Origin of the sequence: Gillisella vitis, from assembly GCF_021559775.1 — a bacterium.
Taxonomy (GTDB): domain Bacteria; phylum Pseudomonadota; class Alphaproteobacteria; order Rhizobiales; family Rhizobiaceae; genus Allorhizobium; species Allorhizobium ampelinum.
In genome coordinates, this window is record NZ_CP056049.1 from 284157 (window position 1) to 303612 (window position 19456).

At 57.8% G+C, this 19456-nt stretch carries 14 protein-coding genes; 9 read left to right on the plus strand and 5 right to left on the minus strand.

The window, feature by feature from the left end; genetic code table 11:
- Positions 1-70: 70 nt before the first annotated feature.
- A complete protein-coding gene (locus AVCG78_RS23360; RefSeq protein WP_071203481.1) occupies positions 71-1264 on the plus strand; it encodes an MFS transporter in 1194 nt (397 codons plus the stop codon).
- A gap of 184 nt (positions 1265-1448) precedes the next feature.
- Positions 1449-2843, plus strand: a complete 1395-nt coding sequence (locus tag AVCG78_RS23365; protein ID WP_071203480.1) for a carbohydrate porin — start codon at positions 1449-1451, stop codon at positions 2841-2843.
- Between the two features lie 824 nt (positions 2844-3667).
- Here the strand turns inward: AVCG78_RS23365 and AVCG78_RS23370 are convergent.
- From AVCG78_RS23370 to AVCG78_RS23380, 3 genes are all read right to left on the minus strand, one after another.
- Positions 3668-5095 (minus strand): aldehyde dehydrogenase family protein, encoded by a 1428-nt coding sequence (locus AVCG78_RS23370; RefSeq protein ID WP_071584821.1) that lies wholly within the window; start codon positions 5093-5095, stop codon positions 3668-3670.
- 61 nt (positions 5096-5156) lie between these two features.
- The gene (locus AVCG78_RS23375; protein WP_071203478.1) at positions 5157-6659 is read right to left on the minus strand and encodes an AMP-binding protein; all 1503 of its coding nucleotides are present in this window, start codon (positions 6657-6659) and stop codon (positions 5157-5159) included.
- Between the two features lie 239 nt (positions 6660-6898).
- Positions 6899-7915, minus strand: coding sequence for an AraC family transcriptional regulator (locus AVCG78_RS23380; protein WP_071203477.1), 1017 nt, complete (start codon positions 7913-7915; stop codon positions 6899-6901).
- Positions 7916-8042: 127 nt separating this feature from the next.
- Between AVCG78_RS23380 and AVCG78_RS23385 the strand changes: the two genes are divergently transcribed.
- From AVCG78_RS23385 to AVCG78_RS23400, 4 genes are read left to right on the plus strand one after another with little or no spacing between them, the layout of a single operon-like run.
- On the plus strand, positions 8043-9641 hold the full coding sequence (locus AVCG78_RS23385) for a carboxyl transferase domain-containing protein (protein ID WP_071584819.1): 1599 nt from the start codon (positions 8043-8045) through the stop codon (positions 9639-9641).
- A gap of 7 nt (positions 9642-9648) precedes the next feature.
- The gene (locus AVCG78_RS23390; RefSeq protein WP_071584818.1) at positions 9649-10449 is read left to right on the plus strand and encodes an enoyl-CoA hydratase-related protein; all 801 of its coding nucleotides are present in this window, start codon (positions 9649-9651) and stop codon (positions 10447-10449) included.
- Positions 10450-10460: 11 nt separating this feature from the next.
- Complete coding sequence (locus AVCG78_RS23395; RefSeq protein ID WP_156601703.1) at positions 10461-12449, plus strand: acetyl/propionyl/methylcrotonyl-CoA carboxylase subunit alpha; 1989 nt, start codon at positions 10461-10463, stop codon at positions 12447-12449.
- 10 nt (positions 12450-12459) lie between these two features.
- A complete protein-coding gene (locus AVCG78_RS23400) occupies positions 12460-13383 on the plus strand; it encodes a hydroxymethylglutaryl-CoA lyase (protein ID WP_071203579.1) in 924 nt (307 codons plus the stop codon).
- A 584-nt stretch (positions 13384-13967) separates the two neighbouring features.
- Here the strand turns inward: AVCG78_RS23400 and AVCG78_RS23405 are convergent.
- Positions 13968-14783 carry a cupin domain-containing protein gene (locus AVCG78_RS23405; protein WP_015918712.1) on the minus strand — a complete coding sequence of 272 codons (816 nt, stop codon included), beginning with the start codon at positions 14781-14783 and terminating at the stop codon, positions 13968-13970.
- 142 nt (positions 14784-14925) lie between these two features.
- On the opposite strand from AVCG78_RS23405, the gene AVCG78_RS23410 reads away from it, so the two are divergent.
- Complete coding sequence (locus tag AVCG78_RS23410; RefSeq protein WP_071203474.1) at positions 14926-16206, plus strand: 4-aminobutyrate--2-oxoglutarate transaminase; 1281 nt, start codon at positions 14926-14928, stop codon at positions 16204-16206.
- A 31-nt stretch (positions 16207-16237) separates the two neighbouring features.
- Here the strand turns inward: AVCG78_RS23410 and AVCG78_RS23415 are convergent, their stop codons facing one another.
- Positions 16238-16558 carry a hypothetical protein gene (locus AVCG78_RS23415; RefSeq protein ID WP_071203473.1) on the minus strand — a complete coding sequence of 107 codons (321 nt, stop codon included), beginning with the start codon at positions 16556-16558 and terminating at the stop codon, positions 16238-16240.
- Between the two features lie 185 nt (positions 16559-16743).
- Between AVCG78_RS23415 and AVCG78_RS23420 the strand changes: the two genes are divergently transcribed.
- Positions 16744-17976, plus strand: a complete 1233-nt coding sequence (locus tag AVCG78_RS23420) for a putative DNA modification/repair radical SAM protein (protein WP_071203472.1) — start codon at positions 16744-16746, stop codon at positions 17974-17976.
- Positions 17973-19451 (plus strand): UdgX family uracil-DNA binding protein, encoded by a 1479-nt coding sequence (locus tag AVCG78_RS23425; RefSeq protein WP_071203471.1) that lies wholly within the window; start codon positions 17973-17975, stop codon positions 19449-19451. Before AVCG78_RS23420 ends, AVCG78_RS23425 begins: the two co-directional genes overlap by 4 nt.
- Positions 19452-19456: the final 5 nt, after the last annotated feature.

Sequence of the window (19456 nt, forward strand, 5' to 3'; positions counted from 1 at the left end):
TGCTCTGTCCCCAGCAGCCTATATTGGCTCAGCGCCCGATTGGTGAACTCTCCGCAGGCGGGAGGATCGCATGACCAATCTTGATACAAAGGGTACCCGCACAGCCCTTATTGTCGGTCATGCGGCCGGTATGATCGATATGGTCTCTCTTCCCATTTGGGTCGGTGGACTGGTCGGTGGCTATGGCTATTCATCCGCTCAAGCCGGAGGACTTGTCACCACATTTCTGATTGGGGTGGTGATTGCCAGTTGCGGCCTTGCGCCGCTTTTCCATCGCTTTTCCATGCGTTGGGTGCCCGGTGCAGGCTTTAGCGGGGCTGCGCTGGCGTTCGCAGCACTCTGGATGGCATCAGGTTTCGGCAATTTTCTCGCACTTCACCTCTGTGCCGGTCTTTGCATCGGCACGGCTTTGTCAGCGGTTCATGGAACCATTGGCCGCACAAGCAATGCTCATCGCACATTTGCTTATGCCACCATTGGCTTTGGCATCTTCAGCGTTATCTTCATGGGCTTTGCCACGCAGGTGATTGCCGCAACGCAGCCACGCAACCTGTTCTTGATTTTTGCCGGGGTTATGGCGATCGCTGCCGCAGTCAATTGGTTGCTTTTCCCCCACAGCGCCACCATGCCGAAGGCGGAGAAAAAACCATCGCCCAATTCCGGTCGCGTGCCGCGTTTTGAACCCGTCGTCTGGTTTCTCATCGCCGCTCTGCTGGGCATGAACTTCAATCAGGCCATGAATTTCAGCTTTGTTGAGCGCATTGCCAGTGACCATGATTGGCCAACATCCACCATCAACGGCATTCTTGTGGGCGTTGCCTTTCTCAGCCTCATTCCGGCCCCGCTCGCAGTGTTTTTTGAAAAAAAGCTTCATCCGGTTTATGTGGGCATAGTAGGCGTGCTGCTTCAGGCCGCTCTTTCGCTGGGCATAACCCATGCGCTCGACGTTCCCGGTTTTGCCGCCTCGGCAATCTTCATTCCCTTTGTCATGATCTTCTCGCACACATTTCTCTTCGGACTCATGTCGCGCGTGGAACCAACTGGCCGAGCAGTGGCGGCCAATCCGGCCATTACCATGGGCGGCGGAGCGCTTGGGCCTCTGGTTGGCGGCATTCTGGTCCAGACAATGGGCTATCATGGCCTCAGCCTTGCAACCGGTCTGGTGGCCACCTGTGTTGTGGCCGGACTAATGCTGGTGCTGATGCGCCTGTTGGCGTCGCACACCAACGCCACACCGGCCATTGTGACCCGTCACGACCAATAGGCTTAAGCCTGCAAGGCAAATGCCGCGTGTCCAAAAGCCACGCAACAACAAAGACATCTGGAGTGAGCCGGGCCGAAGAAAAACCTGACGGATTCCAGACCTGAACTTCACACAAACAGCAGCGTCGAAACGTCCCGGTATAACCCGGCGGCGCATCCTATCCATTTGTCTCTGGGGGAGAAAAATGAAAACCCATCTCAAGCAACTTGTTATCCTCAGTGCTGCATACGGAGTGCTGGCAAGCGGACTTACCGCTGTGGCAGCCGATGCCAATACACCTTCCGATCCGTCCGTCGCGAAGGCCACGGATCCGCAGGCCCCTCCTCCCGGCCCCTTGAGCGGCCTTGGACACACGCTCCATGACGCCGGTTTTGATGTCCGCATCAATTTCGTCAATCTCTATGCAAATGCGTCAGATTTCGGGTTTGATCCGGGCCATTCTGGCAACTTCGGCTTTCTGATGTTCGACACGACATACCATCTATCCGACATGTTCAAGATCAACTGGCAGGAAACGGTTAACATTCCCAGACACAATGCCAATCAGTATCTGTTTCAAGTCTCGAATGCCTTTTACGCTACGGACCCTTCTCTCGATAGTTCAACCGATCTTACACGCCTTACCCTTCAGGGGGATTTTTTTGACGGAAAGCTGGAGGTCGAGGGCGGTCGGCTCAACATGTGGCCGGAGTTTTTCAGGTCAGAGTTCTGCGGTGGCAAGGGGTGCATCTCGCAAACCCGTGCGTTGGTGTTAAGCGCTCCCGGCAACACCGTTGCGCAATGGGGTGGCCGCGTTGGCTACAATTTAACGCCGGATCTCTCCCTCGGTGGCGTCATCACCGAGAACAACACAGAAAACTGGCAGACAGGATCGGGCTGGAACTGGGGGAGAGGCGATTCTGACGGTTATACCGCCGTGGTCCACCTCGCCCAGCGGCAAAATTTTCTGGAGACAGCGAAGCCGCTTAACTATGAAATTGGTGGTTATCGAAGCTCTGCATCCTACACGGACGCGCTATACGGCACAGGCTGGGGCAATCCAACCTTTGGCGCGAACCAGACAGTGATCGAACATGACGGGGGATCAAACGGGGTTTTTGCTCAGGTTCGAAAAGTTCTCTGGAGTGATCCCGATGGAAGCCCCTTCCCCGAAAACATCGCGGTCTCAGGCGGCATCTTCCACACGTTCGGAGACGGTCAATCCTATCCGTGGGAAGCTTATGGCAGCATTGAATATGGCGGCTTCTGGAAAGCTAACCCCCTGACATCGATTGGCGCGACGGTTCACTATATTGGCCTCAGTGAAAAACGTGCCCAATACGAAACCAACGCGCGCCGGTTTTTGACAGGCATCTACGACCGGCAGCCGCGAGACACGTTCCAGTTCGATCTGCACGGACGGACAGGAATAGGCCCCGCTGGATTTCTTGAGTTTGGGGCATCTTACGTCAAGGATCCCAACACAACCTACCTTGCTGACTATTCCACCTCAAGAATGAAGAACGGCTGGACCATCTATGCAGCCATTGTCTTCGACCTCGGAACCACTCTGGGGCTATCACCACCGCGCCAGCCATAAACCTGTATTGTTGTATTCGGGACGTATTGCATGCAAAATTCCAAGGGTGAGGTATCATTTCCAGAATTTGATGCATGCAATGCGTCCGACGAAGAATCGTCATAAAGCTTGCAAGCCATAGATAGGCCTTGCCGCTTTCTTGCCAAGCCTGAAACAGGAGGTCAGTTTGTCGTGTGTCTTCACGGGCACGTTTGCTCAACCTGGACTTGCCCGGAAAAAGTGGCGAGGCATTTCAGATCAAGCGGCCAATCTCCCGAATTGTGCGGGGCTTATACGAAGATTCATTGAAAATGCCCCTTCGTATTACCCTACAGAAACCGTGTTATTTCCAGCATCGTAAGGCGCCAAAAGATATACGGCCAGTGATTCCTGCCGATCTTCCCCTCAAGTGGGGTGAGGATTGGTCTGCAAAGCCGATGAAACGATCCAGTGAATCGTTTCAAATGACGAGCGCTGGCAAGCCAGAGTGGGGGAGCCACCGATAATAACGATAGCGTTGTCTACTGTGCGCGCCATATATGGCGCACGGCGCTGTCGCGTCGATAGGCCAACGCCCAGGTCCTACGCAATCTCGCGCTGCCTCGGTCGGCTCGTCTGCATAACGCGCGACGCTTCCTTCTCAAATTCCTTGGTAGAATTCTTCTGCTTTCGCATTCCGGTTTCCTTTCAACTCAAGAAAACCGCTCCCTTTTTAAGGGTAAATCCACCGCACTTCATGCAATCAGATCCGACAAAGGCTGTGAACGCGACTTCGCTCAATCAATCGTCATCGCACAAAGCAGCGCGGCCCTCTTCGAGCCGCGCCTATACCGATGGTGAAACGTTCAGGCGGCTGCGTTGATGACCAGCGTTTGCGAATTGGTATATTCGCTCAGACCTTCAAGGGCATTTTCAATGCCGATGCCCGATTGCTTGTGACCACCAAAGGCAACATGGGGCGAGAAGCTGTGAATCTCGTTGACCCAGACAGTCCCGGCTTCAATCCGTTCGGCGATGCCGCGTGCAGCAGCAATGTCCTTGCCCCATACGGACGCGGCAAGGCCATATTCCGTATTGTTGGCGCGATGGATCACATCATCGACATCTTTGAACTTCAGAAGCGGCAGAACAGGGCCGAAGGCTTCCTCGACCACCACGCGGCTATCCTCCGGTGGATTATCAATGATGGTCACAGGCACGAAGAAGCCCTTGCGGTCCTCAACTTCGCCGCCCAGCAGGAAGTGGAGGCCTTTGTCCTTCGCATCAGCCAAAAGGTTTTTCAGCTTCTCAAACTGCATGCGGTTCTGAATAGGGCCGAGATCCGTTCCCTGTTCGGCACCGTCGCCAACCTTCACGGTTCTGGCATAGGCCACCAGAGCCTCGGCCAGTTCATCATAAATGTCTTCGTGGATGTAGAGCCGCTTGGCCGCGACGCAGAATTGGGCGCTGTTCTGAAAGGCCGCCCAGAATAGCTTTTCGGCGGTTTCCTTGATGTTGACATCCGGCAGCACAATGGCCGGGTCGTTGCCGCCAAGCTCCAGCGTAATCCGCTTGAGATTGCCTGAGCATGCCTCCATAATTTTGCGGCCGGTGGCTGTGGAGCCGGTGAAGCTGATCTTGCTGATGTCCTTGTGCTGCGTCAGCCAGGAGCCGAGGTCGTTGCCGCCAGAAACCACGTTAAGCACGCCCGGCGGCAGAATATCGCGGACAATCTCGCCCAGTTTCAGTGTGCACAAAGGCGTATAGGGCGAGGGTTTCAACACCATGGTGTTGCCAGCCACCAGCGCAGGCGCGATTTTCCACACGGCCAGCAGGATCGGAAAATTCCATGGGGTGATGCCGCCAACGACACCGAGCGGAACGCGCCGTGTTTCCACCGTGCGCCCATCGGTTTTCTCAGCCACATGAAGGGGCAGCTCTTGCTTGGCGATTTCCCGGCACCAGGTGGCAGAGCCGCCAACCTCCCATTCCGCACCCTTGAACGCCTTGCCCTGTTCCCGGGTCAAAAGACGCATGAACTCTTCCGCATGGGCCTCGATGGCATCGCCAAGGCGGGCAACAAAGGCCTGACGCTCGCTCAATGGGCGGGCCGACCATGCCGGAAAGGCTGCCTTTGCGGCGGATACGGCCGCCTCCAACTGCTCACGGCTGGCGTCGGGGGCCTTGGCAACCACCTCTTCGGTGGCGGGGTTGAAGACCTCAAAGCTGGATGCCGCACTGACGGCCTTGCCGTCGATGGTCATCGTATAATCCCCATTGAAATTAATAGGCATGATGGAACCTCCCGTTTCCAGCGCGTCAAACGCGCAAATATTGACAAATGCCGACCGCCGCTCAGGCGGGGACGTTGGCCTCTCGCAGCGAGCGGCGTAGAACTTTTCCGGTGCTGTTTTTCGGCAGATCTTCGACGAAAATCACCCGTCGCGGGATCTTGTAGGATGCCAGATGCTTGCGGCAGTGGTTGAGCAACGCCTCCTCGCTCAATGCCGTATCGCGGTGAGGCACAACGAAGGCCTGGGCAATTTCACCCTTTTCCTCATCAGCAATGCCCGCAACAGCCACCATGGCAACAGCCGGATGCATGGCAATCACCTGCTCAAGCTCTGCCGGATATACATTATAGCCAGCGGTGATGATCATGTCCTTCTTGCGATCAACCACGAAGATATAGCCATCCGCGTCGGTGCGGGCGATGTCGCCGGTCGCAAGCCAGCCGTCAGTGTCTATCGCCTCAATGGTGGCAGCCTCGTTGCGCCAATATCCCTTTGTGACCGTGGCACCACGCACCAGCAATTCACCGGGTCTACCGGGCGTGGCTTCGTGCGTTGGCTCCTCCAGATCGGCAAGGCGCACCTCCAAACCCGGCATCGGCAGTCCGATTGATCCGGGGCGCGGGCTCCAGTAGGGCGAATGCGTGATGGCAGGGCCTGCAACCTCGGTCATGCCCCACAATTCCAGAAGCGGGCAGCCAAAGCGGTTTGTCACGGCATCGATCTTGGCAGTCGGCATGGTCTGACCGCCAACGGTGCAGCGCGTCAGGCTTGTCAAGTCGGCGTTTGCAATGTTCGGATGGGCGAGCATCTGGTAGAACATGGTTGGCACACCCTCGAAAAGCGTGGCTTTTTCCGCGCTGATCAGCCGCAAAGCCTCGGCGGCATCGAAGCGCGGCGTGGTAATCAGCCGCGACCCGACGAGAAACGTCGCATTCATGACGATATTGCCGTAAACATGCGGAAACGGCAGAGAGGTCAGCACGGCGTCGCCACCGTGACGCACATGGATGGTGGCCGTGCCCGCCAGACTCGCAAAAAGCCCGGCATGGGTCATTGTGGCACCTTTCGGACGCCCGGTTGTGCCAGACGTATAGCCGATGGTGAAGAGATCGTCCGGGCGGCGCTCGACTGGAAGCCTATACTCTCCATCGAGAAGTGTTGTGAGTTCTTCCGCCTCCGGGGCCTCGCCAAGCGTAAAAACATGGGCTTTGGTTTGGAAGGAGGCACGGCGATCAGCAGGGACAATCAGGGCTGCGGCCTCGGAATTGTCCAGAATGAAGGCGACTTCCTCAGCGCTGAGGAGAAAATTCGCAGGCACGACCACCGCACCCAATCTGGCAATGGCATGATAGGCAACCACCCATTGCCAGCCGTTGGGCAAATGCAGCACAATGCGATCGCCCGCTTGCAGACCGCGCGCCGCAAACGCTCCGGCCATGCGCCCTGCCAGATCGTCTATGTCTTGAAAGCTGAAGGAACGCACGCCGGGAAGGGTCAAGGCCGTCTTATTGCCAAACCGTTGGGCGGCGTTATACGCCAAATCGCTGATGCGGGATTGTTGCATTGTTCGCCCCCTCTATGCCATGGCTGGAATAGGAACGGCTTTCACAACGCGCGCTTCGCCTTTTCCGCACACGACGGCGGCATTAAAACGGATCATGCAGGCCTCCCTCGCAGCCGCCCGCTCCTCCAAGCGGCTGCCTTGATCTTCGCAAAAGCTACAACCGAATGCGGATCAAATCCTGCCAAAGAATTGATGCATTCGGACAACGACAAGGCTGCCTCACGGGTGCGATGCAGCTTTCACGGCTTATGCGATGATGTACCCTGCCTTGCCGCAACCGCGAAGGCCCGTGGGGTCTGGCCAGTCCAGGACTTGAACGCGCGCACAAAACTTGCCTCTGCATCAAAGCCGCATTCGCGGGCAATGCGCTTGATCGGCCACTGGGTGGAAGCCAGCAGTCGCTCTGCCAGACGTTGGCGCGAAAGGTCTTTCAGCGCCTGAAACGATGTGCCTTCCTGCTTGATATGGCGGTGAAGGCTGCGGGTTGACAGATTGAGCTTTTCGGCCAAGTCATCAACCCCCGCTGCTGGCATGTCATTCAGCAAGCGGAGAATTTCGCGCGAGAGCAGACGGTCGCGCCGATACTGACGCACCATCAGCGGCAAAGGCCGCCGAAGCATTTGTCGCAAGGCAGCATCATCGCGCAGGACAGGCAGGCCCAGATAGGCTGCATCAAAACGCAGGCTTGCATGATCCGCGCCAAACGACGCAGGGCCGTTGAAGAGATAGTGGTAGCTCTCAGCATGCGCTGGTGCGTCAAAGGGAAACGCAACATCAATCAAGGGAATGCGCGTGTCACCGAGCCACGAGGCCACGCCCTGAAGATTGCGCAGCAGGCTGACCAGACAAAATTCCCGAAACGCGCCAAGCCCGCTTTTTTCTTCGATCCGCACCTCAGCCAGATTGCGTCCCGTTTCGAGACTGAGCGTCACATCCTGCGTGATGAGATTGTGATGACGGCACCAACGCGCGATGGCAATGCCCAGCGTGGCCGAGGGCAGAGATGCGCGGCACAGCATGCCATAACTGCCCCACGGCAGGCGGTGGGAAAACCAGCCAAGCGCCTCATCGTCCAGCTCGCGCATGGCGTGATCCGACAGGCGTTCGAGTTGATCTGCGGTGATTCTGCCATCTGCATGCAGGGTGGCGGGATCAATGCCTGCCGCGAGCAGCGCTGGCTGCGCTGTCATCCCGCGCTTTTGATAGGCTAAAACAATAGCCAAGGCAAAGCCGGAGGGCGTTCTCGCCTGCGTCATTCACCTGCCTCCCTCTGGCACTATCCATCAATTCTTTGACGGGATTTGCCTATCTTCAATCGCTAGACTGCCACAAAGTCAATAATGACCGGCGCGGCGGAAACGCTTGCGGCAGAGGAGGCCGGGCGTGAATCCATTGTCAACAAGCATCAACTCTGGCTCGGCAGAATTTCGCGCCAATGCCGAGGCGATGGCGGAGGCTGTCGCCGATCTCGCCTTGAAAACGGCTGAGGCGGCGCTGGGCGGTGGCGAGGTGGCGCGCAGGCGCCACACCGGGCGCGGAAAGCTGCTGCCGCGTGAGCGGATCGATCGCTTGCTCGATCCCGGATCGCCATTTCTGGAGATTGGTCAGCTTGCGGCCCACGGCCTTTATGATGGCGAAGCCCCGTCTGCGGGTATTGTTGCAGGCATTGGTAATGTCGAGGGCCGCCGTTGCATGGTGGTTGCCAATGACGCGACAGTAAAGGGTGGCACCTACTATCCGATGACGGTGAAGAAGCACCTGCGCGCCCAGAAAATTGCTGCGCAAAACCGTCTTCCCTGTCTTTATCTCGTGGATTCGGGCGGTGGCTATCTGCCGCTCCAGGATGAGTTTTTCCCCGACGAAAATCATTTTGGCCGCATCTTCTACAATCAGGCGCAGATGTCGGCGGCGGGCATTGCACAGATCGCCGTTGTTATGGGCTCCTGCACAGCGGGTGGTGCTTATGTGCCCGCCATGAGTGATGAGACGGTGATTGTACGCGAACAGGGCACAATCTTTCTCGCAGGCCCGCCATTGGTGAAGGCGGCAACGGGTGAGATTGTCACGGCGGAAGATCTTGGCGGTGGCGATGTGCATACCCGCATTTCCGGCGTTGCCGACCATTTGGCCGAAAATGATTCCCACGCCCTTCACATCGCCCGGCGGATCGTCTCGACGTTGCCCGCGCAGGAAGACGCCGCCAACCAGTTCGACGAGCCGATTTATCCAGCCGAAGAGCTTTACGGCATCATCCCATCTGATACACGAAAGCCTTATGATGTGCGTGAGGTCATTGCCCGTCTGGTGGACGGCTCGCGGTTTGATGAATTCAAGGCGCGCTACGGCACAACGCTTGTGACGGGCTTTTCCCATCTTTATGGCATGCAGGTTGGTATCATTGCCAACAATGGCATATTGTTTGGGGAAGCCGCTCTGAAAGGGGCGCATTTTATTGAGCTTTGCGTTCAGCGCCGTATTCCGCTGCTGTTTTTGCAAAACATTACCGGCTTCATGGTCGGGCGCGATTATGAAAATGAGGGCATCGCCAAGCACGGCGCAAAACTGGTGACGGCGGTGGCCACCGCCGCTGTTCCAAAACTCACACTCGTCATCGGCGGCAGCTTTGGCGCCGGAAACTACGGCATGTGCGGGCGGGCCTACAGCCCTCGCTTCCTGTGGATGTGGCCAAATGCGCGGATCAGCGTCATGGGTGGCGATCAGGCGGCGTCCGTTCTGGCCACGCTGCGTCGTGACGGCGTTGCCGCCAAAGGCGAAACATGGCCGCAGCAAGAGGAAGATGCATTCAAAAACGGCATCCGCGCCCAGTACGAACGGCAGGGCCACCCCTATTATTCGACCGCCCGTTTGTGGGATGACGGCATCATTGACCCCGCGCAAACACGCCGGGTTCTCGGCCTTTCCCTGTCAACGGCGCTCAATGCGCCCATCAGTGAAACCCGCTTCGGCCTTTTCCGCATGTGAGATTGCCATGATCTATAAAACCCTTGATCTCGAATTGAACGGCGCGGTCGCAACAGTGTGGATGAACCGGCCAGACCTGCACAATGCCTTCGATGAGATGCTCATTCAGGACATGACGCTGGCCATTGAAGCGCTGTCTGAAAACGACAGCGTGCGCGTCCTTGTGCTGGCCGGTCGTGGGGCCAGTTTTTCCGCAGGCGCTGACCTTGCGTGGATGAAGCGGCAAGGTGCTGCTACCGTTGCGGACAATGCGGCGGATGCAGCCGCCATGGGGCGGATGTTCATGGCATTGCGCAATTGTCCCAAGCCGCTGATTGCCCGCATTCAAGGCGCTGCGATTGGCGGTGGAATGGGGCTGGTGGCGGCCTGCGACATTGCCGTTGCCGCTCCCGATGCCGTGTTTGCCACTTCAGAGGTTCGCCTCGCGCTGATCCCTGCGGTTATCAGCCCGCTGGTTGCTGCTGCGATTGGGGAGCGTCAGTGCCGCCGCTATTTCCTCACGGGGGAGCGGATGGGGGTTGAGAAGGCACATGTGCTGGGCCTTGTGCACGAGATTGCCGAAAAGGATGGCCTTGACGCTGCTGTTGCACGGATTGTTGCCGATGTGCTGAAAGGTGCACCGGGTGCGGTAACAGAGGCGAAGGCGCTGATCACGCAGATTTCCGGCCGTCGTTTCGATGCAGCATTGGTGTCTGAAATGGCAGAGCGGATTGCGGCCCGCCGAGGCACGGATGAAGCCCGCGAGGGCCTTTCGGCTTTTCTGGAAAAACGCAAACCCGGCTGGATCGCGGATCGGAAAGAAGGGTGAAGGATCAAACCATGTTTCAGAAAATCCTGATCGCCAATCGCGGCGAAATCGCCTGCCGCATTATCCGCACCGCACGGCGCATGGGCATTGCCACCGTTGCCGTCTATTCGCAGGCCGATGCTGGCGCGCGCCATGTTCGGCTTGCGGATGAGGCCATTCTCATCGGCCCTGCACCGGCGCGCGAATCCTATCTTGTTGCCGAGAACATTCTTGCCGCTGCCCGCCGCACGGGTGCTGAGGCCATTCACCCCGGCTACGGCTTTCTATCTGAGAATGAAGAGTTCGCCGAAGCCTGCGCTGCCAGCGGCATCGCCTTTATCGGGCCGCCCGCCGCTGCTATCCGTGCCATGGGATCAAAATCGGCTGCAAAAGAGCTGATGGGCAAGGCCGGGGTGCCGCTTGTGCCCGGCTATCACGGCACGGACAACGATCCGGCACGGCTGCGGCAAGAGGCCGATCACATTGGTTATCCCGTGCTGATCAAGGCCTCCGCAGGTGGTGGCGGCAAGGGTATGCGGCGAGTTGATCGCGCAGACGATTTTGCCGATGCGCTGGCCTCCTGCCAGCGTGAAGCGCGCAATGCCTTCGGCGACGATCATGTGCTGATCGAGAAATACATTCTCAAGCCGCGCCATATCGAAATTCAGGTTTTTGCCGATTCCAGCGGCAACTGCATCCATCTTTATGAGCGCGATTGCTCGGTGCAGCGCCGCCACCAGAAGGTTCTGGAAGAGGCACCCGCGCCGGGAATGACCGCAGAGCGGCGCGCAGCCATGGGTGCTGCTGCCGTGACGGCAGCAAAGGCGGTTGGCTATGTCGGGGCGGGCACTGTGGAGTTCATCGTCAATAGCGATGGGTCTTTTTACTTCATGGAGATGAACACCCGCTTGCAAGTGGAGCACCCGGTTACGGAAATGGTGACCGGGCTGGACCTTGTCGAGTGGCAGTTGCGCGTTGCCGCAGGCCACCCCTTGCCCTTGCGGCAGGAGGATGTGCCGCTGATGGGACACGCCATCGAGGCCCGCATCTATGCCGAGGATGCGGACGCAGGTTTTCTGCCGTCCATCGGCACCCTCCAACATCTGGGACTGCCGCAGCAGAATGCGCATGTGCGCATCGATAGCGCGGTCGATGCAGGCGACGCGATCTCACCCCATTACGACCCGATGATCGCCAAGCTGATCGTGTATGGAGCAAACCGCAAAGAAGCGCTGAACCGCATGAGCGAAGCCCTTGGCGCAATTCAGATTGTTGGCCTGACGGCGAATATCGGCTTTCTGCACCGGCTCATAAAGACCCCGTCTTTCGCTGAGGCCGATCTCGACACCGGGCTGATTGAGCGCGAACAGGAGAGATTGTTTGCCCTATCCCCTGTGCCTGCCGGGGTCTGGTATCTGGCGGCTTTGGAGGAGCTTTTGCGGGACGTTCCTGCCAAGCCTGCATCCCCATGGGCGCTGACTGATGGCTGGCGGCTGACCGGCCGGGCGGAGCGCCGGATCGCGCTGTGCTGCAAAGGCGAAACGGTGACCGTCACCGCCGTTTTCTCCGGAGAGGGTTGGTCTCTGGCCCTGTCCGGCACGGATGAACCATCGACCTTTGCGCAAGGCCGTGCCAGCCAAAACGGCCCGGCAACGGCGCTTGATGTGCGGATTGGCGAGCGGCGTTACGACGCGGCGATCATGATTGATGGGAACCATCGTCATGTGTTCTATACCGGGCAAACCTTTGTGGTGGAACGCTTGCCCGACCTGCAACGTGCCACCGACACCAACAGTGGCGGCGGCGGCCTGCGCGCCCCAATGCCCGGCGCGATCATCGCGCTGCTTGCCGAGCCGGGAGCCTCCTTGAAAACGGGCGAGCCATTGCTGGTTATGGAGGCAATGAAAATGGAACACACAATTGTTGCGCCATCCGATGGCACGCTCGCCAGCTTCCATTTTGCGGTTGGCGATCAGGTGGTGGCGGGTGCGGAGCTGGTTGATTTCCAGCCCGCCGCATAAGGACAAGATCATGCACCAAACCAGCGACGACAACATCGTCATTGTCGAGGTCGGCCCTAGAGACGGTTTGCAAAACGAAGCCGCTATTGTTTCGACCGATGTGAAGATCGAATTGGTGAAACGTCTGGCCAGAGCTGGCCTTGATCACATTGAAGCAACCGCTTTTGTGTCGCCAAAATGGGTTCCGCAAATGGCCGATAGTACCGATGTTATGAGGGCTTGCGCCTCGGCAGCGGAGCTTTCGCATGTCACCCTCTCGGCCCTCACGCCCAATCTCAAAGGTTTCGAGGCCGCCATTGCTGCCGGAAGCCGCGAGGTGGCGGTGTTTGCCTCTGCCTCCGAGACCTTCTCCCGGCGCAACATCAATTGCTCGATTGACGACTCCTTCACACGCTTCGAGCCGATTTTCGAGGCGGCGCGGGCCGTGGGCATTCCGGTGCGCGGCTATGTTTCCTGCGTCATCGCCTGCCCTTATGAAGGCGCGATTGATCCGCGTGCTGTCGCGCGCGTTAGTCGTCTTTTGCTGGAAAAAGGCGCCCGCGAAGTCTCCCTTGGCGACACAATCGGGGTTGGAACACCTGCGAAGGTCAAGCGCATGCTTGAAGCAGTGGCGGCAGAGGCACCCTTATCGGCGCTGGCGGGACATTTCCACGACACCTATGGCATGGGGATCGCCAATATTCAGGCCGCACTCGATGCGGGCATCCGTGTGTTCGACAGCTCCATCGGTGGCCTTGGCGGCTGCCCCTATGCCGCTGGCGCGGCTGGCAATGTTGCGACAGAGGAAGTGGTCTATCTGCTGCAAGACCTCGGCCTGTGCCGCGATATAAACCTGCCCAGACTGGCTGAAACCGCCGCATGGATCAGCCACATCACCGGACGAACGGACGTCTCGCGTGTTACGAGAGCTCTGATGGGCAGTTCAAAGAGCTGACATGGTCTCAGCCAGAGAACGATGCGCGGACCATTGTTGTGTCCGGGCAGACCCACGCATCCATAAATTTCAGAAAAAGAGGACATCGCGAGCCTTGTCGAACGAATGGTATCGCGAAGTTATCTATAAATACGTGTTGTGCGCTCACGCGACGATTTTTCTACTCCATCCTTCAGAAAACGTCACTCGTTAGCTCGAGTTTGATGGCATTCACAAAGGGGGGTCGGAACAAGAGCAGTTCAAAACACTGCGCTAAGGTTCAACGTAGCGTGAACTGCGTTACGAATTCCCAAAAGGGTCCACCCGCGGATCGTAAACTAAAGGCGGCAACGTGCATGGTAATCCCGCCGTTTTTAACGGGGGCTTGAGCCAACAAAGTCAGTCACAGAGCCGCGAGGGAGAAGAAACCTAGTGCACTGACGCATTCACTTCGTTCATGCTTTCGTTCACCCGTCTTTTGGTTATGCATCGATCCAAACGGAGGCTTCAGCCGAGTTTGGATCGATGCACCAGTGGTCCGATTCCGACATTTGCCTCCGTCTCCAGCACCCTCGAGAGCAAATGTCGGAGTCTTAAGGACCCCACTAGAAGGTGGGCGGGGTATTAATCCAGATCAACGTGGCCTGCACGTCCGCCGGATTGCGCCAGGAATGCGGACGGCTGCTCTCAAAGTAAAAACTGTCGCCGGTCCGAAGATCATAAAACTGGTCCCCGTCGAGAACGATCTGCAACGCTCCCGCAAGAACGAAGATAAATTCCTCGCCCTCGTGCCGGTAAGCACCTTCGCTGGACGCGCCGGGTGCCAAATCAAACCGATGACATTCCATCTGCCGCGCCCCGGCGGCAAGTGAATGGATGGAAACGCCCATTGATGTGGTCGGCCACGTCATCCACTCGCCGTCACGCACCACTGACGCGCTCTGTTGCTGGGTTGGATGCCCGTTCAGATCGGCAACCGTGGTGCCGAAGTGCTTGGCCAAGTCGTGAAGAACGGTGATGGAAATACCCTGAGATGTGCGCTCGAACGTCGAAAGCTGTGAGACGGACGCTCCTGTCGCCCGGGCCACCGCGTCCAGGGTTTGGTGTGACAGCCTGCGCATTTGCCGAACCTTCGTGCCAATCGCCGCCGTGTCCGTCACCGGTTCAGCCACGTCGAGCCCCTTCTGGCCCGTTTCAGGATGCCCCAGTTCCTCTTTAATGGCAGCCGGGTTTAGCCCTCTTTCGCTGCGCAACCAGGCAATCCTGGCAATGCGCTCCAGAACAGCCGAATCGTAAAGCCTCTGTCCCGATGGCGTGCGTGCTGGCTCGATCAGCCCCTGCTGTTCCCATAGCCTCAGAGTCGATTGCGAAACACCGGACATCCGGGCAGCTTCGGCGATTTTAAGGTGGGTGTTTTGCATCGTATTTCCAGCATGGCTTAAGTGCGTTGTTTTTTTTCTAGCGGCTGTGTGATGGGCATTGCAAGTCTACCGAAAAAATGTAGAGATTTTCACGATATCATCATTGCAACTTCCGATAACCCCAGGCTCGAAGGTGTTTTCAATGCAGAATTCGCAACTCGCGGCACGCCGCACGAATGCCATCTCCCGCGGCGTCGGCGTGACGACCCAGATTTATGCCGAACGGGCCGAAAATGCCGAGATCTGGGATGTCGAAGGCCGCCGTTATATTGATTTTGCTGCCGGGATCGCCGTCGTCAATACCGGTCACCGACACCCAAAGGTGATTGCTGCGGTGAAGGCGCAACTCGATTGCTTCACCCATACCTGCCATCAGGTCATCCCCTATGAGAACTATGTGCGCCTTGCCGAGCGCCTTAACCAGGCAGTACCGGGAAATTTCGAGAAGAAGACAATTTTTGTGACGACCGGTGCCGAGGCGGTCGAGAACGCCGTCAAGATCGCCAGGGCGGCAACCAACCGGTCTGCCGTCATCGCCTTCACCGGCGCCTTCCATGGACGCACCTTCATGGGCATGACGTTGACGGGCAAGGTTACCCCCTACAAGGTTGGCTTCGGGGCGATGATGCCGGATGTCTTTCATGTCCCCTTCCCGGTCGAACTGCATGGCCAGACGATGGAGGATTCGTTGGCTGTGCTCGACAAGCTCTTTAAGGCTGATGTCGATCCGGAGCGCGTTGCAGCCTTCATCATCGAACCCGTGCAAGGCGAAGGTGGATTTTACGAAGTACCCCGACTTTTCATGCAGAAGCTGCGCCAGATTGCCGACAAGCACGGTATCCTGCTGATCGCGGATGAAGTCCAGACAGGCTTTGCGCGCACCGGCAAGCTTTTCGCCATGGAGCATTTCGGCGTCGTTGCCGATATCACCACAATGGCCAAGGGCCTCGGTGGCGGCTTCCCCATCGCGGCTGTCACCGGCCGGGCGGACATCATGGACGCACCGGGCCCAGGTGGTCTCGGCGGCACCTATGGCGGCAATCCGATTGGCATTGCAGCCGGCAATGCCGTCCTCGATGTAATCGAGGAAGAGCAACTGGCAGATCGCGCCACGTCGCTCGGCAACCGCCTTAAGCAAAGACTTCATTCCCTGTCCGATGCCGTGCCTGAGATCGCCGACATCCGCGGTCCCGGCTTCATGAACGCCGTGGAATTCAACCTGCCCGGTTCCAAGACTCCGGATGCCGATTTCACCAACAAGGTGCGGACCGTGGCCGTGGAAAAGGGGCTTATTCTGCTGACCTGCGGTGTGTATGGCAATGTCATCCGCTTTCTGGCTCCCCTGACGATCGACGAGAAAACCTTCAGCGAAGCGCTCGATATCCTTGAAGAAACATTGCGCGCCTGCACCAGGAATAGTTGACGCTATAATGCCCGGCAGGCGCCTGCCAGGCTCAAGGGATCAGAGTTGGCTTAGGCATCGGACCGAAAAGTGGGAACCGGTTTTCGGTCCGATGCTCTAGGGCGAGCGGGTATCCGGCAAGCTGCAAGAATGTCTGGACAATCTCGAATGCAACCTCTTTATCGATGCCCTTCTCATCCAGAAACTGTTGCTGGAGGTCTGTTTTCACTTCGGAATAGAATGAGAATGCCGAAGCATCGACATTCTCAACACTCGCGAAATCGGAAATTTTGGATGCGAGTTGCGCAGCCGAAAGGTCCGTCCCGTAAGGGGCGTTCACAGTCGACAGTACCTTAAACGCAACGCTCGACATTGTTATCACCACCATTTCCAATCAACTATATAAGACCTAACCGTTAAAAACGCAGGAAACACCGCAGACGCAGGACCCTCAGGCTGTCAGCCGTGCAGAGACGGGGTCACGCCTCACTCTAGGAGATCGAACTGTAGACCGCGCAAATGTTGACAGATACGATTAGAACATTTAGTGAACATCGTATGAAAAAGTCACTCAAAGAACGCCTCGCCATCCTCTCGGATGCCGCAAAATACGATGCGTCTTGCGCCTCCAGCGGAACGACAAAGCGGAACGCAGCAGCCGCGGGCGGGCTGGGATCGACGGAGGGCTCCGGGATCTGCCATGCCTATGCGCCGGACGGGCGATGCATCTCTCTCCTTAAAATCCTGATGACGAATTTCTGTATTTACGACTGTGCGTATTGTATCAACCGGTCGTCCAGCAATGTTGAGCGGGCGCGGTTTTCGGTCGAGGACGTCATCTGGCTGACCCTCGAATTCTATCGCCGCAATTACATCGAGGGTCTCTTTCTGTCCTCTGGCATCATCCGCTCTTCCGATTACACAATGGAAGAGATGGTCCGCATCGCTCGCGAATTGCGCACGACACATAATTTCCATGGCTACATTCATCTCAAATCTATTCCCGAGGCGTCGACCCAACTGATTGAGGAAGCCGGGCTCTATGCGGATCGCCTTTCGATCAATATCGAATTGCCGACCGATGCGGGCATCGGGAAATTCGCCCCGGAAAAACGGCCCGACAACATTCGCCAGTCGATGGGCAATTTGCGCTTGAAGATCGAAGAAATGGCCGACCCGACCCTACAGACCAAGCGGCGAAAGAGGTTCGCACCCGCCGGGCAAAGCACCCAGATGATCGTCGGCGCCGACGCTGCCGACGATGCGACCATCCTTGGCACCAGTGCGAGGCTCTATGGAAGCTATGGCTTGAAGCGTGTCTATTATTCCGCCTTCAGCCCGATCCCGGATTCGTCAAAAAACCTTCCGCTGATCAAGCCGCCGCTGATGCGGGAGCATCGACTGTATCAGGCAGACTGGCTCTATCGATTCTACGGGTTCGACATCGCAGAGATCACGGCGGCACGGCCAGACGGCATGCTCGATCTCGACCTCGATCCGAAACTCGCCTGGGCGCTTGGCCATCGCGATCGATTTCCAGTCGACATCAATCTCGCCGACAAGGAAGCGCTTCTGCGTGTGCCTGGCTTCGGCACAAAGACCGTCACATCCATTCTCTCAACACGGCGGTTCAAGCGGCTGCGGCTCGAGGATATCGGGCGTCTCGGCGTGTCCCTCAAAAAAGTCCAGCCGTTCATCACTGCTGAGGGCTGGACGCCGCATCGCTTGATCGATCGCGCCGACTTGCGGGCGATGTTCATGCCAAAGCCCGAACAATTATCGTTATTATGACTGAGACCTGCTTTCTCGAAGGTCGAGGTGATCTGTCTGAATGGCGCGAGGCCGCGCGACGGTGCCTACAGGCTGGGATCGAACCAAAGGCAATCGACTGGCAGCTTATCGGTGATGAACAGGGCTTGTTTGGTGCTGACGCAAGCCGATCCAAAGAGGGCAGCGCGCCAAGCCCGGCAGAACGCACAGGTGGCACGGCGCAGATGTCCGTCCCGGCAGCCTTCCTTCAGCTTGGAGAAGCCGTTGTGTGTCATTCCGATCGCGGCCGCTTCGCCTTGCTTTATCGCCTTCTTTTTCGGTTGAGGCAGGAACGCCATCTTCTTGAGGTGAAGACGGATGCCGATGTGGCGCTGGCGTACCGGATGCAGAAGTCAGTGGGGCGCGATTATCATAAGATGACGGCCTTCCTGCGCTTCAAGGAAGTGCCACTGCCTGTCGGTGTTGCAGGCCGGCGGCGCTTTGTCGCTTGGTTTGAGCCTGACCACTTTATCGTCGCGCGCGTCGCGCCGTTTTTCCAACGTCGGTTCAATGACATGGACTGGATTATTTTGACGCCCCGCGGGTCCGCGTCCTGGGATGGCCAGACACTTCTGACGTCGACCGAACCGGCAGTAAAGCCCGATATATGCGATGAAACCGACGATCTCTGGCGCATATATTATGCATCCATCTTCAATCCCGCCCGCTTGAAGGTGAAGATGATGATGACGGAGATGCCGAAGAAATATTGGAAGAACCTGCCGGAGGCAGAGCTTATTCCCGGCCTGATTGCCGGAGCGGAAGCCAAGCTGATCGATATGGCCCACCGACAAGCCAGCGAGCCGCTCCCTTTCCATCATCGCCTCCAGGACGCTGCTGCGCGTGTACCGGCAGCGCCAGCGGCCGAAGCGGACACGATAGATGCGCTGCGTCAGGAAGCGCGACGCTGCAATCGATGTGATCTCTTCTGCCGGGCAACACAGACCGTGTTCGGCGAAGGGCCTGTCGATGCAAAGATCATGATCGTTGGAGAGCAGCCGGGGGACCAGGAGGATCTCGCAGGCCGGCCATTCGTCGGACCAGCGGGCCGCGTGTTCGATGAGGCTCTGGCGCAGGCAGGCCTGGACCGGCGCGCGCTCTACGTCACCAACGCGGTGAAGCATTTCAAGTATGAGCCACGGGGAAAGCGCCGCATCCATCAGCGCCCGAATATCGCAGAGGTGCAGCAATGCAGATGGTGGCTCACTCAAGAGATCGATATAGTGAAACCGAAGCTGATTGTCGCCATGGGCGCAATCGCGCTGTTTTCGCTCACGGATCGAAAGGACCGCTTGGAGGATGTCCGCAGCCGTCCAATTGTCATGGACGACACGCGACATCTATTCGTGACCGTTCATCCGTCCTACCTGCTGCGTATTCCGGACGAGATCAAGAGAAACGAAGAACTCGCGCGCTTTCGAGAGGATATAAGCCAGATCGGTAGAGTTGTTTGTTGATTTTC

Excerpts from the sequence above, each read along its gene's own strand:
- AVCG78_RS23360 (WP_071203481.1), top strand. The coding sequence starts at position 71 with ATGACCAATCTTGATACAAAGGGTACCCGCACAGCCCTTATTGTCGGT.
- AVCG78_RS23365 (WP_071203480.1), top strand. The coding sequence starts at position 1,449 with ATGAAAACCCATCTCAAGCAACTTGTTATCCTCAGTGCTGCATACGGA.
- AVCG78_RS23370 (WP_071584821.1), bottom strand. The coding sequence starts at position 5,095 with ATGCCTATTAATTTCAATGGGGATTATACGATGACCATCGACGGCAAG.
- AVCG78_RS23375 (WP_071203478.1), bottom strand. The coding sequence starts at position 6,659 with ATGCAACAATCCCGCATCAGCGATTTGGCGTATAACGCCGCCCAACGG.
- AVCG78_RS23380 (WP_071203477.1), bottom strand. The coding sequence starts at position 7,915 with ATGACGCAGGCGAGAACGCCCTCCGGCTTTGCCTTGGCTATTGTTTTA.
- AVCG78_RS23390 (WP_071584818.1), top strand. The coding sequence starts at position 9,649 with ATGATCTATAAAACCCTTGATCTCGAATTGAACGGCGCGGTCGCAACA.
- AVCG78_RS23395 (WP_156601703.1), top strand. The coding sequence starts at position 10,461 with ATGTTTCAGAAAATCCTGATCGCCAATCGCGGCGAAATCGCCTGCCGC.
- AVCG78_RS23400 (WP_071203579.1), top strand. The coding sequence starts at position 12,460 with ATGCACCAAACCAGCGACGACAACATCGTCATTGTCGAGGTCGGCCCT.
- AVCG78_RS23405 (WP_015918712.1), bottom strand. The coding sequence starts at position 14,783 with ATGCAAAACACCCACCTTAAAATCGCCGAAGCTGCCCGGATGTCCGGT.
- AVCG78_RS23410 (WP_071203474.1), top strand. The coding sequence starts at position 14,926 with ATGCAGAATTCGCAACTCGCGGCACGCCGCACGAATGCCATCTCCCGC.
- AVCG78_RS23415 (WP_071203473.1), bottom strand. The coding sequence starts at position 16,558 with ATGTCGAGCGTTGCGTTTAAGGTACTGTCGACTGTGAACGCCCCTTAC.
- AVCG78_RS23420 (WP_071203472.1), top strand. The coding sequence starts at position 16,744 with ATGAAAAAGTCACTCAAAGAACGCCTCGCCATCCTCTCGGATGCCGCA.
- AVCG78_RS23425 (WP_071203471.1), top strand. The coding sequence starts at position 17,973 with ATGACTGAGACCTGCTTTCTCGAAGGTCGAGGTGATCTGTCTGAATGG.